Source organism: Streptomyces sp. KMM 9044, from assembly GCF_024701375.2.
Taxonomy (GTDB): Bacteria; Actinomycetota; Actinomycetes; order Streptomycetales; family Streptomycetaceae; genus Streptomyces.
In genome coordinates, this window is record NZ_CP113910.1 from 3,973,185 (window position 1) to 3,994,979 (window position 21,795).

At 70.5% G+C, this 21,795-nt stretch carries 24 protein-coding genes and 2 pseudogenes; 13 read left to right on the top strand and 13 right to left on the bottom strand.

What is annotated here, in order from left to right:
- Nucleotides 1–412 precede the first annotated feature (412 nt).
- The gene (locus HUV60_RS17910; RefSeq protein ID WP_257848274.1) at nucleotides 413–1,285 is read right to left on the bottom strand and encodes an SDR family oxidoreductase; all 873 of its coding nucleotides are present in this window, start codon (nucleotides 1,283–1,285) and stop codon (nucleotides 413–415) included.
- Between the two features lie 51 nt (nucleotides 1,286–1,336).
- Here HUV60_RS17910 and HUV60_RS17915 point away from each other — a divergent pair, with 51 nt between their 5' ends.
- The 4 genes from HUV60_RS17915 (at nucleotide 1,337) to HUV60_RS17930 (ending at nucleotide 4,056) form a co-directional block, all read left to right on the top strand.
- Complete coding sequence (locus HUV60_RS17915; RefSeq protein ID WP_257848275.1) at nucleotides 1,337–1,984, top strand: TetR/AcrR family transcriptional regulator; 648 nt, start codon at nucleotides 1,337–1,339, stop codon at nucleotides 1,982–1,984.
- A 288-nt stretch (nucleotides 1,985–2,272) separates the two neighbouring features.
- Nucleotides 2,273–2,638, top strand: a complete 366-nt coding sequence (locus HUV60_RS17920) for a hypothetical protein (protein WP_257848276.1) — start codon at nucleotides 2,273–2,275, stop codon at nucleotides 2,636–2,638.
- Complete coding sequence (locus HUV60_RS17925; RefSeq protein WP_257848277.1) at nucleotides 2,635–3,318, top strand: nucleotidyl transferase AbiEii/AbiGii toxin family protein; 684 nt, start codon at nucleotides 2,635–2,637, stop codon at nucleotides 3,316–3,318. The genes HUV60_RS17920 and HUV60_RS17925 overlap by 4 nt, the downstream gene beginning before the upstream one ends.
- Before the next feature lie 123 nt (nucleotides 3,319–3,441).
- A complete protein-coding gene (locus HUV60_RS17930) occupies nucleotides 3,442–4,056 on the top strand; it encodes a YdeI/OmpD-associated family protein (RefSeq protein ID WP_257850139.1) in 615 nt (204 codons plus the stop codon).
- 412 nt (nucleotides 4,057–4,468) lie between these two features.
- Here HUV60_RS17930 and HUV60_RS17940 read toward each other — a convergent pair whose 3' ends face one another.
- The gene (locus HUV60_RS17940; protein WP_257848278.1) at nucleotides 4,469–5,170 is read right to left on the bottom strand and encodes a restriction endonuclease; all 702 of its coding nucleotides are present in this window, start codon (nucleotides 5,168–5,170) and stop codon (nucleotides 4,469–4,471) included.
- 576 nt (nucleotides 5,171–5,746) lie between these two features.
- A pseudogene (locus HUV60_RS17945) lies at nucleotides 5,747–5,941 on the bottom strand (TetR/AcrR family transcriptional regulator C-terminal ligand-binding domain-containing protein); the annotation flags it as partial.
- An 11-nt stretch (nucleotides 5,942–5,952) separates the two neighbouring features.
- Here HUV60_RS17945 and HUV60_RS17950 point away from each other — a divergent pair.
- Nucleotides 5,953–6,612, top strand: a pseudogene (locus HUV60_RS17950) (aldo/keto reductase); the annotation flags it as partial.
- 28 nt (nucleotides 6,613–6,640) lie between these two features.
- Nucleotides 6,641–6,775, top strand: a complete 135-nt coding sequence (locus HUV60_RS17955; RefSeq protein ID WP_257850311.1) for a hypothetical protein — start codon at nucleotides 6,641–6,643, stop codon at nucleotides 6,773–6,775.
- A gap of 79 nt (nucleotides 6,776–6,854) precedes the next feature.
- Here the strand turns inward: HUV60_RS17955 and HUV60_RS17960 are convergent, their stop codons facing one another.
- The 7 genes from HUV60_RS17960 to HUV60_RS17990 form a co-directional block, all read right to left on the bottom strand.
- Nucleotides 6,855–8,420 (bottom strand): type VI secretion protein, encoded by a 1,566-nt coding sequence (locus tag HUV60_RS17960; protein WP_257848279.1) that lies wholly within the window; start codon nucleotides 8,418–8,420, stop codon nucleotides 6,855–6,857.
- 15 nt (nucleotides 8,421–8,435) lie between these two features.
- Complete coding sequence (locus HUV60_RS17965; protein ID WP_257848280.1) at nucleotides 8,436–9,851, bottom strand: ATP-binding protein; 1,416 nt, start codon at nucleotides 9,849–9,851, stop codon at nucleotides 8,436–8,438.
- A 13-nt stretch (nucleotides 9,852–9,864) separates the two neighbouring features.
- Nucleotides 9,865–11,406 (bottom strand): SCO6880 family protein, encoded by a 1,542-nt coding sequence (locus tag HUV60_RS17970; RefSeq protein ID WP_443047530.1) that lies wholly within the window; start codon nucleotides 11,404–11,406, stop codon nucleotides 9,865–9,867.
- A gap of 14 nt (nucleotides 11,407–11,420) precedes the next feature.
- Nucleotides 11,421–12,755, bottom strand: a complete 1,335-nt coding sequence (locus HUV60_RS17975; RefSeq protein ID WP_257848282.1) for a hypothetical protein — start codon at nucleotides 12,753–12,755, stop codon at nucleotides 11,421–11,423.
- On the bottom strand, nucleotides 12,745–13,572 hold the full coding sequence (locus HUV60_RS17980; RefSeq protein WP_257848283.1) for a hypothetical protein: 828 nt from the start codon (nucleotides 13,570–13,572) through the stop codon (nucleotides 12,745–12,747). Before HUV60_RS17980 ends, HUV60_RS17975 begins: the two co-directional genes overlap by 11 nt.
- A 206-nt stretch (nucleotides 13,573–13,778) precedes the next feature.
- Nucleotides 13,779–14,087 (bottom strand): hypothetical protein, encoded by a 309-nt coding sequence (locus tag HUV60_RS17985; RefSeq protein ID WP_042174769.1) that lies wholly within the window; start codon nucleotides 14,085–14,087, stop codon nucleotides 13,779–13,781.
- Between the two features lie 205 nt (nucleotides 14,088–14,292).
- Nucleotides 14,293–14,502, bottom strand: coding sequence for a hypothetical protein (locus tag HUV60_RS17990; protein WP_257848285.1), 210 nt, complete (start codon nucleotides 14,500–14,502; stop codon nucleotides 14,293–14,295).
- On the opposite strand from HUV60_RS17990, the gene HUV60_RS17995 reads away from it, so the two are divergent.
- From HUV60_RS17995 to HUV60_RS18005, 3 genes are all read left to right on the top strand, one after another.
- Nucleotides 14,501–14,806 (top strand): ATP-binding protein, encoded by a 306-nt coding sequence (locus HUV60_RS17995; RefSeq protein WP_257848286.1) that lies wholly within the window; start codon nucleotides 14,501–14,503, stop codon nucleotides 14,804–14,806. The two genes, HUV60_RS17990 and HUV60_RS17995, sit on opposite strands and share 2 nt — an antisense overlap.
- Before the next feature lie 147 nt (nucleotides 14,807–14,953).
- On the top strand, nucleotides 14,954–15,958 hold the full coding sequence (locus tag HUV60_RS18000; protein ID WP_257850140.1) for a C40 family peptidase: 1,005 nt from the start codon (nucleotides 14,954–14,956) through the stop codon (nucleotides 15,956–15,958).
- A 212-nt stretch (nucleotides 15,959–16,170) separates the two neighbouring features.
- Nucleotides 16,171–16,863: a phosphatase PAP2 family protein gene (locus HUV60_RS18005; RefSeq protein ID WP_257848287.1), complete on the top strand. Its 693-nt coding sequence runs from the start codon at nucleotides 16,171–16,173 to the stop codon at nucleotides 16,861–16,863.
- A gap of 80 nt (nucleotides 16,864–16,943) precedes the next feature.
- On the opposite strand, the gene HUV60_RS18010 is transcribed toward HUV60_RS18005, so the two are convergent.
- Complete coding sequence (locus HUV60_RS18010) at nucleotides 16,944–17,105, bottom strand: hypothetical protein (protein ID WP_257848288.1); 162 nt, start codon at nucleotides 17,103–17,105, stop codon at nucleotides 16,944–16,946.
- A 118-nt stretch (nucleotides 17,106–17,223) separates the two neighbouring features.
- Here HUV60_RS18010 and HUV60_RS18015 point away from each other — a divergent pair, with 118 nt between their 5' ends.
- Nucleotides 17,224–18,099, top strand: coding sequence for a hypothetical protein (locus HUV60_RS18015; RefSeq protein WP_257848289.1), 876 nt, complete (start codon nucleotides 17,224–17,226; stop codon nucleotides 18,097–18,099).
- A gap of 116 nt (nucleotides 18,100–18,215) precedes the next feature.
- Nucleotides 18,216–18,413 (top strand): hypothetical protein, encoded by a 198-nt coding sequence (locus tag HUV60_RS18020; RefSeq protein ID WP_443047334.1) that lies wholly within the window; start codon nucleotides 18,216–18,218, stop codon nucleotides 18,411–18,413.
- 3 nt (nucleotides 18,414–18,416) lie between these two features.
- On the opposite strand, the gene HUV60_RS18025 is transcribed toward HUV60_RS18020, so the two are convergent.
- Nucleotides 18,417–18,857: a metal-sensitive transcriptional regulator gene (locus tag HUV60_RS18025; protein ID WP_269441201.1), complete on the bottom strand. Its 441-nt coding sequence runs from the start codon at nucleotides 18,855–18,857 to the stop codon at nucleotides 18,417–18,419.
- A gap of 238 nt (nucleotides 18,858–19,095) precedes the next feature.
- Here HUV60_RS18025 and HUV60_RS18030 point away from each other — a divergent pair, with 238 nt between their 5' ends.
- Both HUV60_RS18030 and HUV60_RS18035 read left to right on the top strand, forming a co-directional pair.
- Nucleotides 19,096–19,716 carry a DUF47 domain-containing protein gene (locus HUV60_RS18030; protein ID WP_257848290.1) on the top strand — a complete coding sequence of 207 codons (621 nt, stop codon included), beginning with the start codon at nucleotides 19,096–19,098 and terminating at the stop codon, nucleotides 19,714–19,716.
- Nucleotides 19,717–19,724: 8 nt separating this feature from the next.
- The gene (locus HUV60_RS18035; protein ID WP_257848291.1) at nucleotides 19,725–20,723 is read left to right on the top strand and encodes an inorganic phosphate transporter; all 999 of its coding nucleotides are present in this window, start codon (nucleotides 19,725–19,727) and stop codon (nucleotides 20,721–20,723) included.
- 270 nt (nucleotides 20,724–20,993) lie between these two features.
- Here HUV60_RS18035 and pstB read toward each other — a convergent pair whose 3' ends face one another.
- Nucleotides 20,994–21,770 carry a phosphate ABC transporter ATP-binding protein PstB gene (gene pstB, locus HUV60_RS18040; protein ID WP_257848292.1) on the bottom strand — a complete coding sequence of 259 codons (777 nt, stop codon included), beginning with the start codon at nucleotides 21,768–21,770 and terminating at the stop codon, nucleotides 20,994–20,996.
- Between the last annotated feature and the right edge of the window lie 25 nt (nucleotides 21,771–21,795).

Sequence of the window (21,795 nt, forward strand, 5' to 3'; positions counted from 1 at the left end):
TCCTGACGCCTGCTGACGCCGCTCTGCGCCAACAGCAGAAGCTCACCGTGGCTCTTCCCCGGCCGTCAGCCCGGACGGCCCGTGAACCCGGTCGGCCTTCGAGTCCACCTGCGCGAGATCGGCGTCCCTCCGCAGCGCGGCAGAACCTCCGCGCTCCGTCAGCTCGTCCTCCGAGCCCCGGCCCCCGTCATCGCGAAGGCACTCGGCTGTCACGACGAGACCGCCACCCGCCTGGTCACCGAAGCCGGCGGGACCTGGAGCCGATACGCCGTTGGGGATCACACACGGTCACCGCCAGGTCGGGTTCCGCTGGGAACCGGCGGCATGTGATGACGAGAGTCCGCCAGTCCCGAGGCCGGTCTTCTCACCGGTGGCCGCACCACAGGGGGCGGAGCCGTTCGCGGAGTCCTCGTCAGCCGACGGCTCCCTTCGGGTGGTGGCGGCGCAGGTTGGCGGCGAGGACGCGGTCGAGTGTGCGGTCGGGCAGGATCCGGACCAGGCGGGTGATCAGGGCGGCGTCCCGGCCGGCGGTGTAGCGGGTGCGCGGCTTGCGGGTTGTCACGGCCTTCGCGATGACCAGGGCGGCGGCGTCGGCGGTCAGGCCCGATGCAGTGCCCGTGACCATCAGTTCGTTGTTCGCCCGGACCAGGCTGCCGTAGCGCTCGTCCTGCTCCGGCGTCATCCGGACGGCCATTTCGTTCGCCGCCTCGACCCCGCGGGCGGCCAGCTCCGTGCGGACGCCGCCGGGCTGGATCACCACCACCTGTACGCCCAGCGGCGCGACCTCCCGGCGGAGTGAGTCGCTGACCGCCTCCAGGGCGAACTTCGCGCCCGCGTAGGCGCCGTATGTGGCCATGGCGGCCGTGCCGCCGACCGAGCTGATGTTGATCACGCGGCCCTTGCTGCGCAGCAGTGCGGGGAGGAGCGCCTGAGTGACGGCGATGTGGCCGAACAGGTTGACTTCGAAGACCCGCCGCCACTCCGTCATCGGCAGGGTTTCGACCGGGGCGTTCACCTGGACGCCGGCGTTGTTGACGAGCGCGTGCAGGGCGCGCGGGTCGTCGGCGACCCGCGCGGCGAGTGCCTCCACCTGCTCGGACTTGGTGATGTCGAGGATGACCGGCTCGATGCCGGTCGATCGGACGGCGTCGGCGTCACGGTTGCGTCGCACGCCGGCCAGGACGTGAAAGCCCCGGCGAGCCAGTTCGCGGGCGGCCGACGCGCCCATGCCCGTGGAGGCTCCGGTCACGACGATCAGCTTCTGGGCTTCAGATGACGTTGTCACCTTGGCTACTGTACTGGTCCAGATGACATCGTCAACTGTAAGATGGGTGCCATGACCACCCGCGCGGAGTCCGCCGCCGCCACCCGCCGTGCCCTGCTCGACGCGGCCGCCGAACTCCTCGACCTCGGCGGCACCGAAGCGGTCACCTTGCGCGAGGTGGGCGCGCGGGCAGGCGTGACCCGGGGAGCGCCGTACCGGCACTTCACGGGCAAGGACAGCCTGCTCACCTCCGTCGCGGCCGAAGGCTGGGAACGGATCGGCGACCGGGTGCACACCCTGCGGACCGACCCGGCCCTGTCCGCCTCCGAGAAGCTGCGCGGCGCTCTCCACGCCCTCATCGACGTCGGCCGGGACCAGCCGCACCTGTACCAGGTGTTGTTCAGGCGGCGCGCGAACCTCCCCGGGCAACTCGGTGACGGGATGGACCGCATCCGGCGTCAGCTGTGCGGGCCGGAAGGCGACCCGGCCGTGGCCGACCGCGCGGCCGAGCGCTTCCAGGACGAGTTCCTGGACATCGTCGCCGCCCTCGTGGGAGAGCGGAACGCACGGCACTACGGAGCCGTGCTGCTGACCAGCGCCCACGGCATCGCGGGCATGGAGCTCAGCGGCCACCTCGACACGGACAAGTGGCACACCACCGCCGGCGAACTCGTCGACGCCCTCGTCCGCATGGTCACGGGTGCCGGCGAGGTGACATAGCAACGCCCCGCCTCCTCGTCACGCCCCGCCGCCCACCGCCACCCACAGCGTCGCTCGCGACGGAGCACACACCACCGCGCCCGGAGCCGGGCTCCTGGCTGCGAACGTGGGCAACCGACAGACGCGGAACGCGGTCACGCACCGAAGGGCCCTGGCCGGCTGGGCGGCACGCACATGTCGCCGCGCTGCCGCGGACCCGGCACCCCTGCCGAGCCCGGCGTTCGGTGTCCGATGCCGGTTCTCGCCCGGTCTTCGACGGACACGTGCAGCCGAGGGATAAGGCGGGGTATGGATCCGCAGCACTCCCGCTCGCTCGAACCGTCCGCCGCAGACGTGCTGCGCGCCCGGTACGCGAGCCGCCTGCCCGACGGGCTGGACGAGTTGACCGGACCGGCACACGGGCAGGTCGAGCTCCCGCTGCACGTCGCCTGGTCCGGCCTGCGCGCGTACGACCTCGACCGGCCGCGTCAGCGGATGAGCTTCTACCGGACCGTTCTGGCCGAGGGCCGGCGCCAGGACCTCCTTGTCTTCCTGAACCGGGACCTGCTCGCATCCCAGTGGCCGGCGCTGCGCACCCTGGTCAGCAGGCACATCCGCGACGTGTGGGAGGACGCCTTCCCCGAGCTCGCCCGTGAGGCGTCCGCCGCCGCGTGAACCTCAGCGGCCTGCACCGCCGTCTCCCGCCGGACGTCCTCACCATCGGCACGCCCTATCCGCTGGTCATCACCGGCGGATACGCCGTCCAGGCACACGGGCTGGTGAACCGGCTCAGTCAGGACCTCGACGTCGCCACGGAGAACCCCGCCCCCATGGCGGACATCGCCGAGCAGCTGCGCCGGGCCCTGACGGAGCGGGGCTGGCGCGTGACGGTGATCGGCGTCGACCCGCTGTCGGCCCGCCACCTCGCGGCCGACCCGGACACCGCCCCGGACACCGGCGAGGACTGCGCGGTGGATGTCCTCAAGGAGAACCTGTGGGCCGCGCCGCTCACCACCGCATACGGCCCGGTCCTCGCCCTCGACGACGTGATCGGGACCAAGGTCCGTGCCCTCGCCGACCGCGGCGCGGTCCGCGACCTGATCGACGTCCATGCCGCCTCCGCCCACCACACGGTCACCGTGCTCGAGCGGCTGGGCGAACGGCACGGCCGCGACGAGTTCCGCCGCGAGGACCCGAGTGACCGCCTGGCGGGCGCCGAGTGGTACGACGACGAGGAGTTCGCCGCCTACGACCTCACCGGGGAGCAGATCACGCAGCTCAGGACATGGGCCCGCCAGTGGGCGAACGACCTCGACCAACGCCTCGGCGAGGACGAGGACCCTCAGGGCACCTGAAGGCGGAGCCGGGGGCTGAGCAGCACGCGGTCAGAGTGTGCGAAGAGCCGGTCCACAGACGTCGTCGCCCGGTCCGGCAGCAGGACAGGTCACACGTCGGGTCGCGGCACCAACTAACCTGCGCTGGTGACCGGAACCGAGCTGGATGAGTTGATCGTTGCTGACGGTGCGGCGCTGCGCGCGTGGCTGCTGGACAACCACACCGCCTCTCCTGGCGTGTGGCTCGCCCTGACCAGGAAAGGCGGCTCCGTCACCACGCTGACCTGGCAGCAGGCGGTCGACGAGGCACTGTGCTTCGGCTGGATCGACGGGCAGGCCCGCAAGCGTGACGAGGAGAGTTCCTGGAGGCGGCTCACCCCGCGCCGGCCCCGTAGCGTCTGGTCCCAGCGCAACGTCGCCAACGTGGCCCGGTTGGAGGCGGCCGGTCTGATGCTGCCCGCCGGCCGCGCCGCGGTGGACGCCGCGAAGGCCGACGGGCGGTGGACGGCCGCCTATGCGCCGTCATCGGAAGCGGAGGTGCCGGCCGACCTGCGAGCCGCGATCGCCGCCGACCCAGCGGCGCAGGCGATGTTCGAGGTGCTCACCAGGACCAACCGCTTCGCCCTCATCAACCGGGTCGATGCCGTCAAGCGGGCCGAGACGCGCACCCGGAAGATCGCCGAGTGCGTGGCGATGCTGGTCCGGCACGAGACGGTCCACCCGCAGCGAGCCAGGCCGGCGGACCCGTCGGCGTCGTGACCGGGCGTCTGCCGGAACGGACCTCGAAACTCTGTCTCGTCCGCTTCGAGAAGCGTGCAGGTCTCCGCCGGTTCGCGGTCAGCCGTATCGTTCGACGAGCGCGTTGCCGATCGAGGCCAGACCGAGGCCAGGTGGTCTCGGGCACCCGGAGGGCCGGTCGCCTTGAGCCATTCGACCAGCCCGGCGAGCATGTACTCGTTGTGGCCGTGGAGCACGGCCTCGATGCGGCCGTCGGTCGTGGAACCTCCCACGTCGAACCGGCTGCCGAGCGCCATCCGGCGTATGCCTGTCCCGTGGGGTGTGCATACCGCCTGGATCTCCAGTGGTGTTCGTTTGCGGTCCCCGACCGTTCGGCGGCAGTCGCCGAAGCGGAACCCGCGGCCGGCTGCAGGCCCGTACGGACCTGACCTCTTCAGCTCAGAGGGGTCGGGCGACGCGGGGGCGGAACCGCCCGCAGCAGCTCCCACAGTGGACGCGAGCCCGACGCCCACACGGCCAGCGTCTGGCGGTCGACGACGTGCAGTCGCTGCTGTCCGGCGAACGTCACCGCGGGACCGGTCACCCGGCCGTTCGTGACGATCACCGCGACGTCGGCCCCGTGTACCTGCCGGGCCGTGCCGTTGAGTACCTGCAGATCCGGCGTCCCCACCGCCGAACCCCGAACGCCGTCACGGCGGTGCTTGCACTGGATCACCCAGCGCCGCCCGAACGGATCGGTGGCCTTCACGTCCGCGCCCAGGTCCCCGCGGCCCCCGACCCGCCGTGCGTCCCGGCAGCCGTCACGCTGCATCAGCTCCCGTACCGCGTCCTCGAACCGCGTGTGGTGCAGCGCGTCCAGCTGAGGAAGCCCGTAGCGCAGGCCCCGCGCCCGCACCGCCTCCCACCGCACCCGTTGCTGCCGGCCGTACAGCCAACCCCCACCGGCCAGCACGGCGAGCACCAGGACCACGACGAGGACCCACCAGTGCGCCAGCAGCCAGTTGACCGCCATCACCACCAGGCCGATGGCGGCAACCGCCACCACGGCGAAGACGAGCAGTTGCGCGTCCCGCTGCTGCTGCCGCCGGCTCGGTCGCCTCGTACGCCGCCGAGCCGGCGGCCGGTGCCGGGTCACCACTCCCACCGGATGGGGTACGACACCGACGGACGGGGCTCCGGCGCCCGCACGGCAGGGGCGTGGTCGAACCGGATCGGATACCGCCCCGTCGACTTCGGCGACGGGGCCTCGTCCTCCCCGGCAGAGAGGGTGCCGTGGCCCAGCCCGGCCACGGCCACGGCCACGAAACCGAAGATCGTTGTTTCCCGTCTGGCGCCCGGAGCCCACCGCGTATGACCGCGAACCGGTGTCCCGTCCGAGCACACGTACGACCGTACCCACGGCATACGAGCCTCCCTCTCGTCACAACTCCCCGCACAGCAGCACATGCTGACAGATGCCACTGACAACGCGTCAGGGTGTCGGTACTCGGAGTGGTCAAGGGGTCGCCCGTGCCGTCCGCTGTACGGCGCAGGCGGCCCTCTGGGGCACTGGCTCGCCGAAGTAGAAGCCCACCGTGCCGGCGGAGAAGTCCGTGCTGTTGAAGCCCACCGTGCCGCCGCCCGGCGGTGATCAGTCGACGGCCACGGCGCATACGTGACTCTCGAGCGTGCGGGCGTATCCGCCCCCACGCCGTTCCTGCGGGAAAGCCGGTCACTCGCGACCTCCGTCGCCCCGCAGGTACGCTCCTGCACGTGTCGCAGCCACCGCGGCCTCGGCGGCCTGGTCCGCGGCGGCCTCGTCGAGGCGGCTGCTGGTCAGCAGGCGGTAGTGGAGGGGGGCGGAGACGGCGCGGATCACCTCGTGGGCATCGGTGCCCTCGGGCGCCTCGCCCCGGTCGACGGCCTGGAGGAACAGCCATGGAATACAGTCGGCTGGGCGCATCAGGCCTCAAGGTCCCCGCACTGAGCTTCGGCACCGGCACCTTCGGCGGCCACAGACCGCTGTTCGGCGCCTGGGGCAAGACCCGACGCGCAAGAAGCATGCCGTCTCGTGGAGATCTGCCTCGACGCCGGGATCACGATCTCCGACACCGCCGACGTCTATTCCAGCGGGGCCTCCGAGGAGGTGCCGGGCGAGGCGATCAGAGGCCGCAGGGACCAGGCGATCGTGTCCACCAAGACCGGCCTGCCGATGGACGACGGCCCGGGCGACGCCGGCTCCTTCCGTTCGCGCCTGACCACCGCGTGCGAGGACGCCCTGCGTCGGCTCGGTACCGACTGCATCGACCTGTTCCACCTGCACGCCTTCGACGCCGGCACACCGGTCGACGAAGTCCTGTCCACGCTCGACGATCTCGTACGGGCAGGGAAGGTCCGCTACCCGGCATCTCCAACTTCTCCGGCTGGCAGGCGATGAAGTCCCTCGCGAGCGCGGAGAGATACGGCCACCCGCGCTATGTCGCCCATCAGGTCCACTCCTCCCTCGTCGGCCACGACTACGAAGGGGAGCTGATGCCCCTCGGGCTCGACCAGGGACTGGGAGCCCTCGTCTGGAGCCCGCTCGGCTGGGGACGGCTCGAACCCGGACGACACCGCAGCCTGGGGCATGGCACTCATCGCCGCTCTCTACACCAGCGCCGCCACCGACCCGGCCTTCGCCCCGGCCGATCAACTCCCCACCCTGCGCCTGATCCTCCATCGCTTCCCACGGCCCAACACCCGACAGGAGCCGGAGCGATGAACGGACCCCCACAGGACCCAATACGGCGGCAGGCGCACAGGGCGACTTCCGGCCGCGTCGGCGGCGAATACGCGACACCTCAACCTACGCGCCTGCCCGTCCCGAGGTAGAGGCCGAGGCCGTCGTGCGGCCAGCGGGCCCGGGACTGTTCGCGGGAGCGGAGGAGGGCCAGGGCGGGCATGCCCCGCTCCGGGCCGGTGGCGAGCAGGTCCGGGAGCTGGGGGAGCGGGGCCACGGCCGCCACGTCGTCCAGGACCAGCGTGAATGGTGGGTCGAGCCGACCGGAGGATGACCGTTCGGCCATGCGCCGGCCGTGCTCGACCACGCTTGCGGTGAGGGCCGTCAGCAACGGCATCGCACCCGGGCGGGTGCGGGGATCCTCGATGGACTCGCCCACCACATAGAGCGTGCCCCCTTCGTGGACGAAGGAATCCAGGGCGAGCGCATCAGTTCGGTCGGGCGTGCAGGCCTCGCGGACGTTGACCGTCGACAGGGCCGACAGCGCACGCGTCGTCAGTTGCTGCGCGATGTCCCGGCGTTCCGGGTACGCGGTGAGCGTCGACTCCAGTTCGCCGGCGGCGCCCGGGGCCGCCTTCGGGCTGGTGCGCAGGATGCGCACCGCCTCCTGGACCTGGGTGCCCTGTGCCCAGCGGTGGACGTGGCGGACGGTACGGCCGTCGATGGCGGCGGCGTGCAGGTAGCAGCGCAGGAGGGTCTGGGCGGTGTCGCTGACGGCCTGGTCGAGGCGGGAGGCGGGGAGGACCGGGGCCAGCAGGGCGGCGGCGCGCGCGACGGCCGTGTCCTTGGCCTCGCAGCCGCTGGTGGGCGACCAGTGGAGGCGGGCCGGGGTGTCGCAGAGGTGGGTCGGGTCGTAGAGGTGGATGGGGCCGAGCTTGGCCCGCGCGTCCTTCGTCTCCTCCCAGAGGGCGGGGTTCGAGGTGAGGACGAGAGCGGGGCCCTCCGCGTCCCGTACGGCCGCGGCGGCGGCGGTGCGACGGGCGTCCGGGGGGCCGTAGACCACCGGGTCGGAGGGCGAGGGGCGGACCGCGAGGGCCGACGGGGCCGGGTCCCCCAGCGGCGGGAGGGCTTCGGTGGGGGCGGGTTCGGCCTCCTGCGGTGGGGTCGTGGCCGGGAGCGGTTCCGTTTCCCGTCCCCGTACGGGATCGGGTGCCGTTCTCGGGGTCGGTACCTCGTGCTGGGCCGGCTCCGGCGAAGGTTCCGGCTTCGCCGTCGGGGCCGCGTGCCCCGCCGCCCGCTCGGCCTTCTGCCGGGCCCGTACCGCCCGCCACCGGGCCACCGTGCCCAGGACGAAGACGGTGAGGACGACCAGCAGCATCAGCTGGCCGATGAGCAGGCCCCAGAACAGCCCGTATCCCGGGAGGGCGGAGGCCGGGGTGTCCGGCCAGGCGTCCGGGACGTCGTGGGGCTGGGAGACGAGGTGGCGTATGGCGACCGGGGTGCGGGTGAAGGTGACACCGGACGGCCAGGAGCCGCGGGCGAAGAGGCTCGCGAGGCCCGTGGCCGTCCACACCAGCAGGGTGATGCCGAGCAGGAACGCGAGCAGCCCGACCAGCAGCCCGTCCGGGACGCCGCCCCGGCCGTCCCGCGCCTGACCCTGTCCGCCGCCGTGACCGTCCGGTCTCACGTCGGTTCCCTTCCCCTACGCCACCGTCGACTCGGAGTCGCCGACGTGCTGTTCCACGAAGGCCGCCGCCCGTTGCTCCGCCTCCAGCTCGGCGGCGCGCAGGGCGTCGTCGGCGGCGAGGAAGTCGACGGAGGACTCGGTCATCGCGCGGTCGGTGAAGACCAGCGGGCGCTCCGTCTCGGTGATGAGGTGTTTGACCACCTGCACATTGCCGTTGACGTCCCAGACCGCGATGCCCGGGGTGAGCGAGGGGATGATCTCCACCGCCCACCGGGGCAGGCCCAGCACTCTGCCCGTCGCCCGTGCCTCGTCGGCCTTCTGGGCGTAGATGGTCCGGGTCGACGCCATCTTGAGGATGGCCGCCGCCTCCTTCGCCGCCGCCCCGTCCACCACGTCGGACAGGTGGTGGACGACCGCGACGAACGACAGGCCGAGCCGTCGCCCGAACTTGAGCAGCCGCTGGAACAGCTGCGCCACAAAAGGGCTGTTGATGATGTGCCAGGCCTCCTCGACCAGGAAGATGCGCTTCTTGCGGTCGGGGCGGATCCAGGTGTGTTCCAGCCAGACGCCGACGATCGCCATCAGGATCGGCATGGCGATGGAGTTGCGGTCGATGTGGGACAGGTCGAAGACGATCAGCGGCGCGTCCAGGTCGATGCCGACCGTCGTCGGGCCGTCGAACATGCCGCGCAGGTCACCGTCGACGAGCCGGTCGAGCACCAGGGCGACGTCCAGGCCCCAGGCCCGCACGTCGTCTATGGCGACGTTCATCGCTTCCGCCGACTCCGCCTCGGGGTGGCGCAGGCGCTCGACGATGTCGGTGAGGACCGGCTGGCGTTCGACGATCGTCTCGGTGACGAAGGCGTGCGCGACCTTGAGCGCGAAGCCGGCGCGCTCGTCCAGGCCGTGCCCCATCGCGACCTCGATGATGGTGCGCAGCAGGGCGAGCTGGCCGGTCGTGGTGATCGACGGGTCGAGCGGGTTGAGGCGGATGCCGTGGTCCAGGGCGGCCCTCGGGTCCAGCCGGATGGGAGTGATGCCGAGTTCCTGCGCGATGAGGTTCCACTCGCCGACGCCGTCCTCGCCCTGTGCGTCCAGGACGACGACCTGGCGGTCGCGGAAGCGCAGCTGGCGCATGACGTACGTCTTCTCCAGCGCCGACTTGCCGTTGCCGGACTCGCCGAGGACCAGCCAGTGCGGCGCGGGGAGCTGCTGGCCGTAGAGCTGGAACGGGTCGTAGATGTAGCCCTTGCCGGAGTAGACCTCGCGGCCGATGATGACGCCGGAGTCGCCGAGGCCGGGGGCGGCGGTCGGGAGGTAGACGGCCTGCGCCTGGCCCGTGGAGGTGCGTACCGGCAGCCGTGTCGTCTCGACCTTGCCGAACAGGAACGACGTGAAGGCGTCGGTGACGACGGACAGCGGATCCCGCATCAGAACTCAGCCCCTACCTTCGAATGCCGGTGGCGAACGGGAGTGTGTTCACGAAGGCGCGGTGGTGCTCGCGGTCGCACCACTCCAGCTTCAGGTACGACTTTCCCGCCGACGCCCTGATGGTCCGCTTGTCGCGGGCCAGCGCCTCGGGGGTGCGGGAGGAGACGGTGATGTAGCCGACGAGGTTGACGCCGGCCGCGCCGCTGGCGAGGTCCTCGCCGCGCTGGTCGAGACGGCCGTGGGCGGCGATGTCGCGCGGGTCGACCGTGCGGTTCATCTTCGCGGCGCGCGAGGCCTCGGCCTCGTCGTTGGTCTTCTCCGTCAGCATGCGCTCGATGGCGACCTCGGTGGGCTCGAGGTCCATCGTCACGGCGACCGTGCGGATCACGTCCGGGGTGTGGACCAGGAGCGGCGCCAGGAAGTTGACGCCCACCGGGGTCATCGGCCACTCCTTCACCCAGGCCGTGGCGTGGCACCAGGGGGCGCGGGTGGAGGACTCGCGGGTCTTGGCCTGGAGGTAGGTGGGCTCCATGGCGTCGAGCTCGGCCGGCCAGGCGTTGCGCTTGGTCATCGCCTGGATGTGGTCGATCGGGTGGTCCGGGTCGTACATGGAGTGGATCAGCGAGGACAGGCGGCTCTGGCCGAGCGGCTGCCGGACGCGGATGTCGGCCTCCTGGAGCCGGGAGCAGATGTCGGTCAGCTCACGGGCCATGACGACGGCCAGCCCGGCGTCCCGGTCCACCTTGCCGCGCCCCTGGGTGCGCATCGCGCGCGCCATCGCGTTGGCCTCGGCGGCCAGGTCGCGGTTGAAGTGCATACAGGCGACGAGGTACGCGCGGTGCTGCTCGCTGCTGGTCGACACCATCGACTGCAGCTGGTCGTAGGACTGCTGGAGCCACGGCGGCGCCTGGTCGTCGCCGCGCTGTGAGACGTCCTTGGCGTGCGCGTCGGGGTCGGCGGGCAGCGTGCGGGCGAGCATCTGGATGCGGGTGACGAAGCCGTCGCCGTTGGCCACGTGCTTGAGCAACGTGCCGAAGCGGTCGACGAGCGCCTCCTGGTCCTCCGAGTCACGCAGGCCCACGCCGGGGCCCTCGATCTCGATGGCGGCGGTCACCGTCTTGCGGTCCGCGTGCAGCTGCACGGCGATCTCGTCGGGCCCGAACGGGGCGGCGAGCCAGGTGATCCGGCCGATCCCCGGCGGCGGGCCGATCTCGATCTCCCGGCCGTCGAGCCGGGTGCCGGCTTCGACGACGCCCGAGCGGTACGTCGTGCCCTGGCGCAGGGTCCGCTTGTAACTGCGGTTGATCTCGAACCACTTGTAGAAGGTGCGGCCCCTGTAGGGGACGTACACGGCCGCCAGGGCGATCATCGGGAGGCCCGTGAGCAGCACGATCCGCAGGGTCAGGACGGGGACGAGCAGACCGGCCATCATGCCGAAGAACGCGCCCACGACGATCAGCGCGATCTCACCGGTCTCGCGATTGCGGCCGACGATCGCGTTCGGCCGGGCGCGGCCGATCAGATACGTACGGCGGGGCGTGACCGGATGGGACATATGGGCTTCGGTCGTCAACGCCCTTCACCTCCCGTGCTGTTGCTGTTGCGGTTCCCGTGGGGCGTGCTCACCGGGCCGCCCTGGCGGGGGGCGGGTGCGGCGGAGGGGACGGCTCCGCCGCCGCTGTTCGAGGTGCGCGCGCTGTGCGCGGCGACTCCGCCGGAGACGGGGTTGGACGGGCGGGCACCGCCGGAGGACTGGCCGCCCCCGCCGCCGTTGCTGTCGGCGCGCGTGCTGTGGGTCTTGATGCCCTGCGCGACCATCGTCGCCGGGGAGGCCATGACCGCCGCGGCCTTGCCTTCGGCACCCTGCATGAGGCGGTTGCTGCGCGAGTTCGCGATCTCGTCTCCGAAGCCCGGCACGAAGCGGTAGATCATCGCGCTGGCGAAGATGGCCAGCAGGATGATCGCCAGGCCGGACACCACGGCCGAGAACGCGTCCGGACCGTCCTCGTTGGACAGCGCCCCCGCCAGGCCCAGCACTATGACGATGACCGGCTTCACCAGGATCACCGCGATCATGATGCCCGCCCAGCGCCGGACATGGCCCCACAGGTTCTTGTCGACCAGACCCGCGTACACGACCGTGCCCAGCAGCGCGCCCACGTAGAGCAGCGCCGCGCGGATGACCAGCTCCAGCCACAGCACCCCGGCCGCGACGATCGACACCAGCGAGACGACGATCAGCATGATCGGGCCGCCGCCGATGTCCGCGCCCTTCTCCAGGGCGCCGGCGAACGTGCCGAAGAACGTGTTCGTCTGGTCGCCGGTCGCGTTCGCCAGCACGTCCGTGATGCCGTCCGTGGCCGACACGATCGTGTAGAGGATCAGCGGGGTGAACGCCGAGGCCAGCACCGTCAGCCACAGGAAGCCGATCGCCTCGGACAGGGCCGTCGTGAGGGGGACACCCCGCACGGCCCGCTTGGCGACCGCCATCAGCCACAGCAGCAGCGTCAGGATCGTCGACGCGGCGAAGACGACCGCGTACTGCTTGAGGAACGTCGGGTTGGTGAAGTCCACGGCCGCGGTCTCGTCGACGGCGGCGCTGAGCTTCTTGATCGTCCAGGAGGCGGCGTCGGCGCAGCCCTGGGCCAGGGAGGCGAGGGGGTCGAGGGCGGAGGCGGGGCTGTCGAGGGTGCCGGCTCCGCCGGAGTCGCCGGAGGCTGCGCCATTGCCTTGCTCGCAGCGCTCCTTGGCGGGGCCGTGGATCAGGTCGCAGGGATTGTTGCTCTCCTCAGGAGTGGGCGTGGGGGTGGGCGCTGCCATGGCCCGGGTGGCGAAAAGGACGGCTGATACCTGTACGGCCGCAGCGATACCGGCCAGCTTGAACAGGCGACGATTAGCGGGCATACGTGAACCCTCCGTACTCCTCGACGGCCTTCGCCATCTCTTCGGCACTGGAGGCCCGCTCATCGCCGGGAACCGGCGTCGGGCCGTCCTTCTGAGAGTGAGTCACGATCTTCCAGTCGCCGTTGGTCCACTCGAGCTGAACAGTGATGGTGAACCAGCTGTTGATGACCGGGTTGGTGGAGCTCTCGCCCGCAAGGCCGAGGAGGCCGCTGCACCAGACTTCGACCGTCGCGGCGTTGTCGGAGGCCTCGATGACCTTGGTACCCATCGGGCTTGTACGCGAGACGAACGTGTAGCCCTCGGGCGTCGTGCCGTCCTCGTTCAGACCCACATTCTGGTTGAACTCCGGCGTGTACGCCTTGTCGAGTGTGGCTCCGAAGTCCGCAACCCGTGCGGGGACGAGGACCGAGTTCAGAATGGCGTCGCGCTTCCCCTTGTTGAACATCTCAGCCGACCCCAGCGCCACCGCGTAGTTCGCCGCCGCGCTCTCCGCTCCCTGGCGGTCCCGGGCGAAGCCTGAGGGGATGCCGGCGTTCACCGACCGGACCGGCTTCTCTCCCGAGGGGGCCGTCGCCTCCGCCTTCGGGGAGTCGTCGCCCTCACCCGATGCGGAATCGCCTCCTCCACGGTTCGCGAAGGCGATCGCGGCGATCAGGAGCACCACCACGCCGACCACCGTGACCAGGCTCCGGGACGACGTACGGCCGCCGCCTCTGCGTCCGCCGCCGTGCGGGCCGCCGCTGTCCGGCATGCGGGTACGGGTCTGGCCCGATCCGCCGTACCCGCCGGTGCTCTCGTACTCGTCCCCGAGACTCATACCGCCTGCGCCCCCTCAGCGTCGTGCGGAAACACCTCGTACTCCGCGTACTCCTGGTACGACGGTAGCCGTGCTGGTCCCCGCGCGGGCGCGGTGTTATGAGTCGACATCAGGGAAACGCAACCTCGGGCGGTGGGCGCGACGGGCGGGTGGGGTGGAGGGGAGGGGAGGCTGGGCGTACCCGGTCGGACGCACGGGGCGGGGCCCTAAACGGCCATTCCGTACACGATGGTGAACACCGTGCCCAGTGAACCGATGATGAACACGCCCGTGAGCCCGGCGATGATCAGACCTTTGCCCTGCTCCGCGCTGAACGTGTCCCGCAGCGCCGTCGCACCGATGCGCTGCTTCGCCGCGCCCCAGATGGCGATGCCGAGGCAGATCAGGATGGCGAGCGCCATGACCACTTCGATCATGACTTTGGCCTCGTTGCCCAGGCTGCCGAAAGGACCCCAGTCGGGAGCGATCCCACCGATGATGGTGTTGATGTCTCCCTCGTCGGCCGCGAAGAACATGTAAGTCACCGCCCCTGTCGGGTCGTTCCAGGCCTCTGCTGGCGCAGAGGTCAGGGCCCATTGTCGCCGACGATGGCGCCGCCGCATGCCGACTCGGCGTCATTAGTTGGCAGGTTTTGTATGAATAACCGCTGTCACCGGCGCGCGCCGGTCCCCGGAACGGGCGCGGGTCGGTGGGTGAGGAGGCGTATCATCACTCTGTGTATCACGTTCGGACCGAGAAATGGTCGAACTCACCCGCACGCACACCCCGGACGAACGTGTCCCACCTGCGCCGGTCCGTCGTGACGGCGGTGCCCGGGGCCGCGGCGGCACGGATACGGACCGTGTTGCCGTCGCCGAGGGCCACCTCGATGGCGGATGGCCGACCGGCCGTCACCTCCCGTTCCTCCTTGAGTGACTGGACAAGGGTCATGAAGGCATCGGGCGTGGTGGTGCGTATCGCTCCGCCGGCCGCGGAGTTGCTGGCCAACGCCCATCCGCACACCACCGGGCCCTACGCGCTGCGGCTGCGGGCCGCCGAGGCGGGGCGGCTGCGGGTCGGGGTGTGGGACACGGACCCGCGGGTGCCGCCCGGCTTCGTCGGCACCACACCGCTCGCCGCCCCACCGGACGAGTCCGAGAACGGGCGGGGGCTGCCGTTGGTGCGGGCCTGTGTGTCCGTGTGGGGCGTGGGCCGTGGGGGAGGGAGGGGCCTGTGGGCGGAGTGCGGCGGTTGACGCCGTACCCCGTGGTGCGTTCCGGCCCGCGCGGCGCGTCCGTTGCTCCCCTCACATGATCACTCCGGAGGGGGGCGTCCGCCTCTACACTGACCACGGACGTGGGCAGTGGGCGGCGTACTTCTGGACGGCGAGGGGCGGTTGACGGTGCGTAAGGCCTGGATCGCGGTGGGGGTCGCGGGAAGCTCGGCGATCGCCTTCGTCATGCTGCTTGCCGTCGGGGTCTACGTCGTCGCGGGGAACCTCGCCGGCGGGGCCGGCGGCGGGGCCGCCAAGACGCTGGCGAAGGGCGCGGTGCCGGCCGAGTACCAGAAGCTCGTGGCGACCTGGGGCAACCTCTGCCCGGCCATCAACCCGGCGCTGCTCGCCGCCCAGTTGTACCAGGAGAGCGGGTTCAACCCGAAGGCGCAGAGCCACGCGGCGGCGCAGGGCATCGCCCAGTTCATCCCCGGCACCTGGGCCACCCACGGTGTCGACGGGGACGGCGACGGCGACCGGGACGTGTGGGACCCGAACGACGCGATTCCGTCGGCGGCGACGTACGACTGCGCCCTCGCGGGCTACGTGAAGGACGTCCCGGGGAATCCGACCGAAAACATGCTGGCCTCCTACAACGCGGGGGCCTATGCGGTCATCAAGTACAGCGGTGTGCCGCCGTACGAGGAGACGCAGAACTACGTCAAGCGCATCCTCTCCCTGGAGAAGAGTTTCGCCGCGCCGGTCGGCCGGGTCGACCCGTCCGAGCAGGCGGCCGGAGCCATCGGCTACGCGCAGGAGAAGCTCGGCACACTCTATCTCTGGGGTGGTAACGGCACCGCTGACCAGGGAGGACGCTTCGACTGCTCGGGGCTGACGAAGGCCGCGTACGAGAGTGTGGGGATCACGCTCCCGCGGGTGGCCAACGACCAGTACAACGCGGGACCGCATCCCGCGCGGGAGGAATTGCTTCCCGGCGATCTGGTCTTCTTCTCGGACGACCTCACCAATGCGCGGGCCATCCGGCATGTGGGCATTTATGTCGGAGGTGGGTACATGATCAACGCGCCCCGTCCGGGCGCTGTGATCCGGTTCGACCCGATCGACACACCTGACTACCTCGGTGCCACTCGCGTCACCGAAGATGGCGCGAAAGCGCTCCCCACGACAGTCTGAGCGTCTGGCGAACCCACCCCCTGAGCTGCGAAGACGCATCTCTCTTCGATAACGTCTGCGTACTCATTCAGTGGATGTTGGAACGTACGGGCAAGGGTCGTGCGTTCCTGTTGTCGTAGCCCGAACAGTCAGCGGACCTACACACCACGGGGGTGGCGGAGCGGCGTATCGCCCTGTGCGCCGAGACAAAACGACGAAGGAGCCGCAGCACCATGGCTGGACTCGCCGACTCCGGGTCGAATCCCGACGTCGACCTGCTTTACGACATCAATGGCCTGGCGAAGGCCGCACCCCCGTGGGTCGATGGAATCATGGGTTTCATGGGCGAGTTCGGCCTGCTGTTCGCCCTGCTGGGGCTGGTGGTGTGGTGCTGGTGGGGCGTCAGACGGCGGGGTGGCGAGGACGCGGCCCCGACCGTGGCGGCCCTGGTGTGGGCTCCCCTCGCGGCGGGCGTCGCGGTCCTGGTGAACGTGCCGATACGCGGGTTCGTGGAGCGGCGCAGGCCGTTCTACGACCATGAGGGACTCGAGGTCCTGGTCGACGGCAAGACCGACTTCTCGTTCGTCAGCGACCATGCGACGCTCACCATGGCGCTGGCGGTGGGGTTGTTCCTGGCCAACCGGCGGCTCGGGCTCGTCGCCCTGGTGATCGGGGTGTTGGGCGGGTTCATCCGGGTCTACATGGGTGTGCACTACCCGACCGACGTCGTGGGCGGTCTCGCGCTCGGCACGGCCGTCGCCCTGTTGCTGTCGCCGCCCGCGATGGCGCTGCTGACGCCGTTGATGAGGGCGGTCGAGCAGTCGCGGCGGGGGGCGTGGCTGATCAAAGGACGGCAGGCCCGGGCACGGGTGATTCCCGGTGAGGCGCGGTCGTCTGAGGTGGGCGGGCGGGACCTGGCGGCGTAGACCGCGCGGCACGGACGCAGGCCGCAGACCGCGGGCGGCAGACCGATGGGGTGACCTTCCCGGGTGGATTCCCGGGAAGGTCACCCCATCGCGTGTTTCTGGCCCTCGGCGCGGGCCAGGCTTCTGGCCCTTCGCGCGGGGCCGCGCCAGCCGCAACTGCAGCGGGCGAAGCAGAAAGGTCCCAGTTCAGCGGTGGTGATCCGGTGCTCCTGGGGGTGCTCCGTGTCGTCCTGCTCTTCCACGCCACCACGGTACCGTCCGGGCGTGTCCGCGTGACCAGGTCCGTGACGGGGTTCCCTACCGGTCGTTGACCTTGAAAAAGGGTTAGCCCGTGTCGGATGGAGCGGGGGTAGGCGGGCCATGGCTGGACGGCAACCGCAGCGTACGCGGATCTGTGATGCGGTCGTTGCGCTCGGTGTGGCCGGCGGGCTGGCCCTCGGTGGTGTCTCGGGGTGCGGTCGCGGCGGGGACGGCGACACGGCCGGCGGTGAGGCGGCGGTGGTGGTGCGGGGGGCCGCGGACGCGCTGGTGGGCGCGGGCAGCTCCAAGGCGCGTACGTCGATGGAGATGGCCACCGGCGGCACCCGCGTGACCATCCGCGGCGAGGGCGTCTACGACTACCGGAAGCGGATCGGCCGGCTGAAGGTGCTGCTGCCGCAGGACCCGTCCGGTGCGCCGGTGCGCCGGCCCATCACCGAACTGCTCGCGCCGGGCGCGCTGTTCATGAAGAACCGGGGCGCCGGGGTGCCCGCGGACAAGTGGGTGCGGGTGGACACCGGGACCCTGTCCGACGGGAACCTCGTCACCGGCGGCGCCACCGACCCGTTCACCGCCGCCGAGCTGCTGCGCGGCGCGCGGACGGCGACGTACGTGGGCAGGACGGAACTCGCGGGTGCCGCGGTGCGGCACTACCGTGGCACCGCGGATCTGCACGAGGCCGCACAGGCCGCCTCGGAGGCGAACAAGGGGCCGCTCGGCGCGGCGGCGAACGGGTTCGCCACCGCCGAGGTCCCCTTCGACGTCTACCTCGACGACCAGGGACGCATCCGCAAGGTCCGCCACCGCTTCAGCTTTGTGAACAACGAGGAGTCCGCCCCGGTCGCGGTCGCCTCCACCACCCTGCTCTACGCCTTCGGCACCCCCGCCGACGTACGCCTCCCGGAGACCGGTGACATCTACGTGGGGCGGATCGCCCAGCAGCCGGGCGAGGAGCCGGGCGAGGAGCCGGCCGAGTAGTGGGGGGCGTGGGCCGGGGCGCGGGCCGGGATTGACCGGCGTGAACTAGCCCTTATGTGCCATGCGCGGGGAGTCGGATGCTGCCTACCCTAGGAAGCCTCTGACCTTATGACCGTATGGATGAGGTGACGTGCGTGGCTCCGCTCGGGGGTGGTTTGGTTCAGGACCATGTGGCCCTCGCCGAGATCGAGCTGTGCGGGGAGCTGATCATCGCCGCCTCCGCCGCCCAGGGGCCGCTCAGTCTGGAGAGCATCGACCAGGTGCTGCGCGTGGCCGAGGTGCGTGCGGAGACGGCGGCCGGGGCACGCCCGTAGGGGTCAGGTGCGGAGCATGCGGGCGATGGCCTGGGTGGCTTCCCTGACCTTGGCGTCGATCTCGTCGCCGCCCTTGACGGCCGCGTCCGCGACGCAGTGGCGCAGGTGCTCCTCCAGCAGTTGCAGCGCGAAGGACTGCAGGGCCTTGGTGGAGGCGGACACCTGGGTGAGTATGTCGATGCAGTAGACGTCCTCGTCGACCATCCGCTGCAGGCCCCGGATCTGGCCCTCGATGCGGCGCAGGCGCTTGAGGTGTTCCTGCTTCTCGTGGTGGTAGCCGTGGATGCCCCGGTCGTGGTCGGTCACGACCCCGACCGCCGTGGCGGTCGAGGGGGCGTCTTTCGCTCCCGTTGCGGCCGTTACTTCCGTCACGTCCTTCACGCTCGTCCCGTCCGTCGCGTCCGGAGAGGAGGACGCGTCCGCGCCGGCCTCGGTGGTCGTCATCGCGTCCTCCTGGTGCAATGGCGGGCGACATATACCCCTGGTGGGTATATCGTACCGAACTTTGCCGGGTATGGGCACTGCGGCCGGTACCGCCGGCGCCGGCCGTGGCGCAGCCGTCGGACCGCCCCCGTGTCCGTCGCCCTGCCTGATGGGTGACACTGGTGGGCGGCCCGTAGCCGTGGCTGGATGGTGCGCCTAGCATCAGCCACACCGAACCGATGCACCCCGAGGACCCCACGTGCGCTTTCGTCTGACCCCCAGGGAGACGAGCTTCTACGACATGTTCGCCGCATCCGCGGACAACATCGTCACGGGCTCGAAACTCCTCATGGAACTGCTCGGGGCGGACACCCCTGCCCGGGGCGAGATCGCCGAGCGTATGCGGGCCGCGGAACACGCGGGTGACGACGCCACCCATGCGATCTTCCACCAGCTGAACTCCTCGTTCATCACGCCCTTCGACCGCGAGGACATCTACTCCCTCGCCTCGTCCCTCGACGACATCATGGACTTCATGGAGGAGGCCGTCGACCTGGTCGTCCTCTACAACGTCGAGGAGCTGCCCAAGGGCGTCGACCAGCAGATCGAGGTCCTCGCGCGGGCCGCCGAGCTCACGGCCGAGGCCATGCCGAACCTGCGCACCATGGACCACCTCACCGAGTACTGGATCGAGGTCAACCGCCTGGAGAACCAGGCCGACCAGATCCACCGCAAACTGCTGGCCCACCTCTTCAGCGGCAAGTACGACGCCATCGAGGTGCTCAAGCTGAAGCAGATCGTGGATGTCCTCGAGGAGGCGGCCGACGCCTTCGAGCACGTGGCGAACACGGTGGAGACCATCGCCGTCAAGGAGTCCTGAAACCGTCCATGGACACCTTCGCTCTGGTCGTGACCATCGGGGTCGCGCTCTTCTTCACGTACACGAACGGCTTCCACGACTCGGCGAACGCCATCGCCACCTCGGTGTCGACCCGTGCGCTCACCCCGCGCGCGGCGCTCGCCATGGCCGCCGTCATGAACCTGGCCGGCGCCTTCCTGGGCTCCGAGGTCGCCAAGACCGTCAGCGAGGGGCTGATCCAGACCCCCGAGGGCTCGAAGGGGATGGGGATCCTGTTCGCGGCGCTGGTCGGCGCGATCACCTGGAACCTCATCACCTGGTACTTCGGCCTGCCGTCCTCCTCCTCGCACGCCCTGTTCGGCGGCATGGTCGGAGCGGCGCTGGCCGGCGGGACGACGGTGTACTGGAGCGGGGTGCTCGAGAAGATCGTCATCCCGATGTTCGTCTCGCCGATCGTGGGCCTGCTCGCGGGTTACCTGGTCATGACCGCGATCATGTGGATCTTCCGGAACTCCAACCCGCACAAGGCCAAGCGGGGCTTCCGCATCGCGCAGACGGTGTCGGCGGCCGGCATGGCGCTCGGCCACGGTCTGCAGGACGCGCAGAAGACCATGGGCATCGTGGTGATGGCGCTCGTCATCGCCGATGTCGAGGAGTACAGCGACCCGATCCCGGTGTGGGTGAAGATCGCCTGCGCGCTGATGCTGTCGGCGGGCACCTACGCCGGTGGCTGGCGCATCATGCGGACCCTCGGGCGGAAGATCATCGAGCTGGACCCGCCGCAGGGCTTCGCGGCCGAGGCCACCGGCGCGACGATCATGTTCGGGTCGGCGTACCTGTTCCACGCGCCGATCTCGACGACGCACGTGATCACTTCGGCGATCATGGGTGTCGGCGCGACGAAGCGGGTGAACGCGGTGCGCTGGGGCGTCGCCAAGAACATCATCCTGGGCTGGTTCATCACGATGCCCGCGGCGGCCCTGGTGGCGGCGGTCTCGTACGGGCTCGTGTACCTGGCGTTCCTGTAGCCGGTGCCGGCATCGGCATCTGACACGTGACACCTGGCGCGTGGTGCCCGGAACCTGACACCTGGTGCCCGGTGCGTGGTGCCCGGAACCCGGTGTGGTGTGTGGAACCTGGTGTGTGGTGCTCGGTGCGTGGCGTCCGGGGCGCCCCCGGCACGGCATCCGGCGCCCGGCACCGTAGGGGCAGACGAAGGGGCCCGCCCCGGTAGTGGGGGCGGGCCCCTTCTGCGTCCTCGCGGTGGCACCGCCATGCAGCACCGCGAGGGGTTCGGATCAGCCGAAGCGGCCGGAGATGTAGTCCTCGGTGGCCTGGACCGACGGGTTGGAGAAGATGCGCTCCGTGTCGTCGATCTCGATCAGCTTGCCCGGCTGGCCCACGGCCGCCAGGTTGAAGAACGCCGTGCGGTCCGAGACGCGCGCGGCCTGCTGCATGTTGTGCGTCACGATGACGATCGTGAACTGCTCCTTGAGCTCACCGATCAGGTCCTCGATGGCGAGGGTGGAGATCGGGTCCAGGGCGGAGCAGGGCTCGTCCATCAGGAGCACCTTCGGCTCGACCGCGATCGCGCGGGCGATGCACAGACGCTGCTGCTGACCGCCGGAGAGGCCCGAGCCGGGCTTGTTCAGACGGTCCTTGACCTCGTTCCAGAGGTTGGCGCCCCTGAGGGACTTCTCGACGACGCCGTCCAGCTCGGACTTCCTGTACTTGCCGTTCAGCCGCAGCCCGGCCGCCACGTTGTCGTAGACCGACATGGTGGGGAACGGGTTGGGGCGCTGGAAGACCATGCCGACCTCGCGCCGCACGGCGACCGGGTCGATGCCGGGACCGTAGAGGTTCTCGTCGTCGAGCATGACCTTGCCCTCGACCCTGCCGCCGGGCGTGACCTCGTGCATGCGGTTGAGCGTGCGCAGGAAGGTCGACTTGCCGCAGCCGGACGGGCCGATGAAGGCCGTCACGGAGCGGGGTTCGACGGTCATCGAGATGTCCTCGATGGCGAGGAAGGAGCTGTAGTAGGCGTTGAGGCCGCTGATATCGATGCGCTTGGCCATGTGGATCACTGCTTCTTTCGGGTCC

Bases quoted from the DNA above. Each gene is read 5' to 3' on its own strand.
- HUV60_RS17915 (WP_257848275.1), top strand. From the start codon at position 1,337: ATGACCACCCGCGCGGAGTCCGCCGCCGCCACCCGCCGTGCCCTGCTC.
- HUV60_RS17920 (WP_257848276.1), top strand. From the start codon at position 2,273: ATGGATCCGCAGCACTCCCGCTCGCTCGAACCGTCCGCCGCAGACGTG.
- HUV60_RS17955 (WP_257850311.1), top strand. From the start codon at position 6,641: ATGGCACTCATCGCCGCTCTCTACACCAGCGCCGCCACCGACCCGGCC.
- HUV60_RS17965 (WP_257848280.1), bottom strand. From the start codon at position 9,851: ATGCGGGATCCGCTGTCCGTCGTCACCGACGCCTTCACGTCGTTCCTG.
- HUV60_RS17970 (WP_443047530.1), bottom strand. From the start codon at position 11,406: ATGTCCCATCCGGTCACGCCCCGCCGTACGTATCTGATCGGCCGCGCC.
- HUV60_RS17975 (WP_257848282.1), bottom strand. From the start codon at position 12,755: ATGCCCGCTAATCGTCGCCTGTTCAAGCTGGCCGGTATCGCTGCGGCC.
- HUV60_RS17980 (WP_257848283.1), bottom strand. From the start codon at position 13,572: ATGAGTCTCGGGGACGAGTACGAGAGCACCGGCGGGTACGGCGGATCG.
- HUV60_RS17985 (WP_042174769.1), bottom strand. From the start codon at position 14,087: ATGTTCTTCGCGGCCGACGAGGGAGACATCAACACCATCATCGGTGGG.
- HUV60_RS17995 (WP_257848286.1), top strand. From the start codon at position 14,501: ATGAAGGCATCGGGCGTGGTGGTGCGTATCGCTCCGCCGGCCGCGGAG.
- HUV60_RS17990 (WP_257848285.1), bottom strand. From the start codon at position 14,502: ATGACCCTTGTCCAGTCACTCAAGGAGGAACGGGAGGTGACGGCCGGT.
- HUV60_RS18005 (WP_257848287.1), top strand. From the start codon at position 16,171: ATGGCTGGACTCGCCGACTCCGGGTCGAATCCCGACGTCGACCTGCTT.
- HUV60_RS18015 (WP_257848289.1), top strand. From the start codon at position 17,224: ATGGCTGGACGGCAACCGCAGCGTACGCGGATCTGTGATGCGGTCGTT.
- HUV60_RS18020 (WP_443047334.1), top strand. From the start codon at position 18,216: ATGGATGAGGTGACGTGCGTGGCTCCGCTCGGGGGTGGTTTGGTTCAG.
- HUV60_RS18025 (WP_269441201.1), bottom strand. From the start codon at position 18,857: ATGACGACCACCGAGGCCGGCGCGGACGCGTCCTCCTCTCCGGACGCG.
- HUV60_RS18035 (WP_257848291.1), top strand. From the start codon at position 19,725: ATGGACACCTTCGCTCTGGTCGTGACCATCGGGGTCGCGCTCTTCTTC.
- pstB (WP_257848292.1), bottom strand. From the start codon at position 21,770: ATGGCCAAGCGCATCGATATCAGCGGCCTCAACGCCTACTACAGCTCC.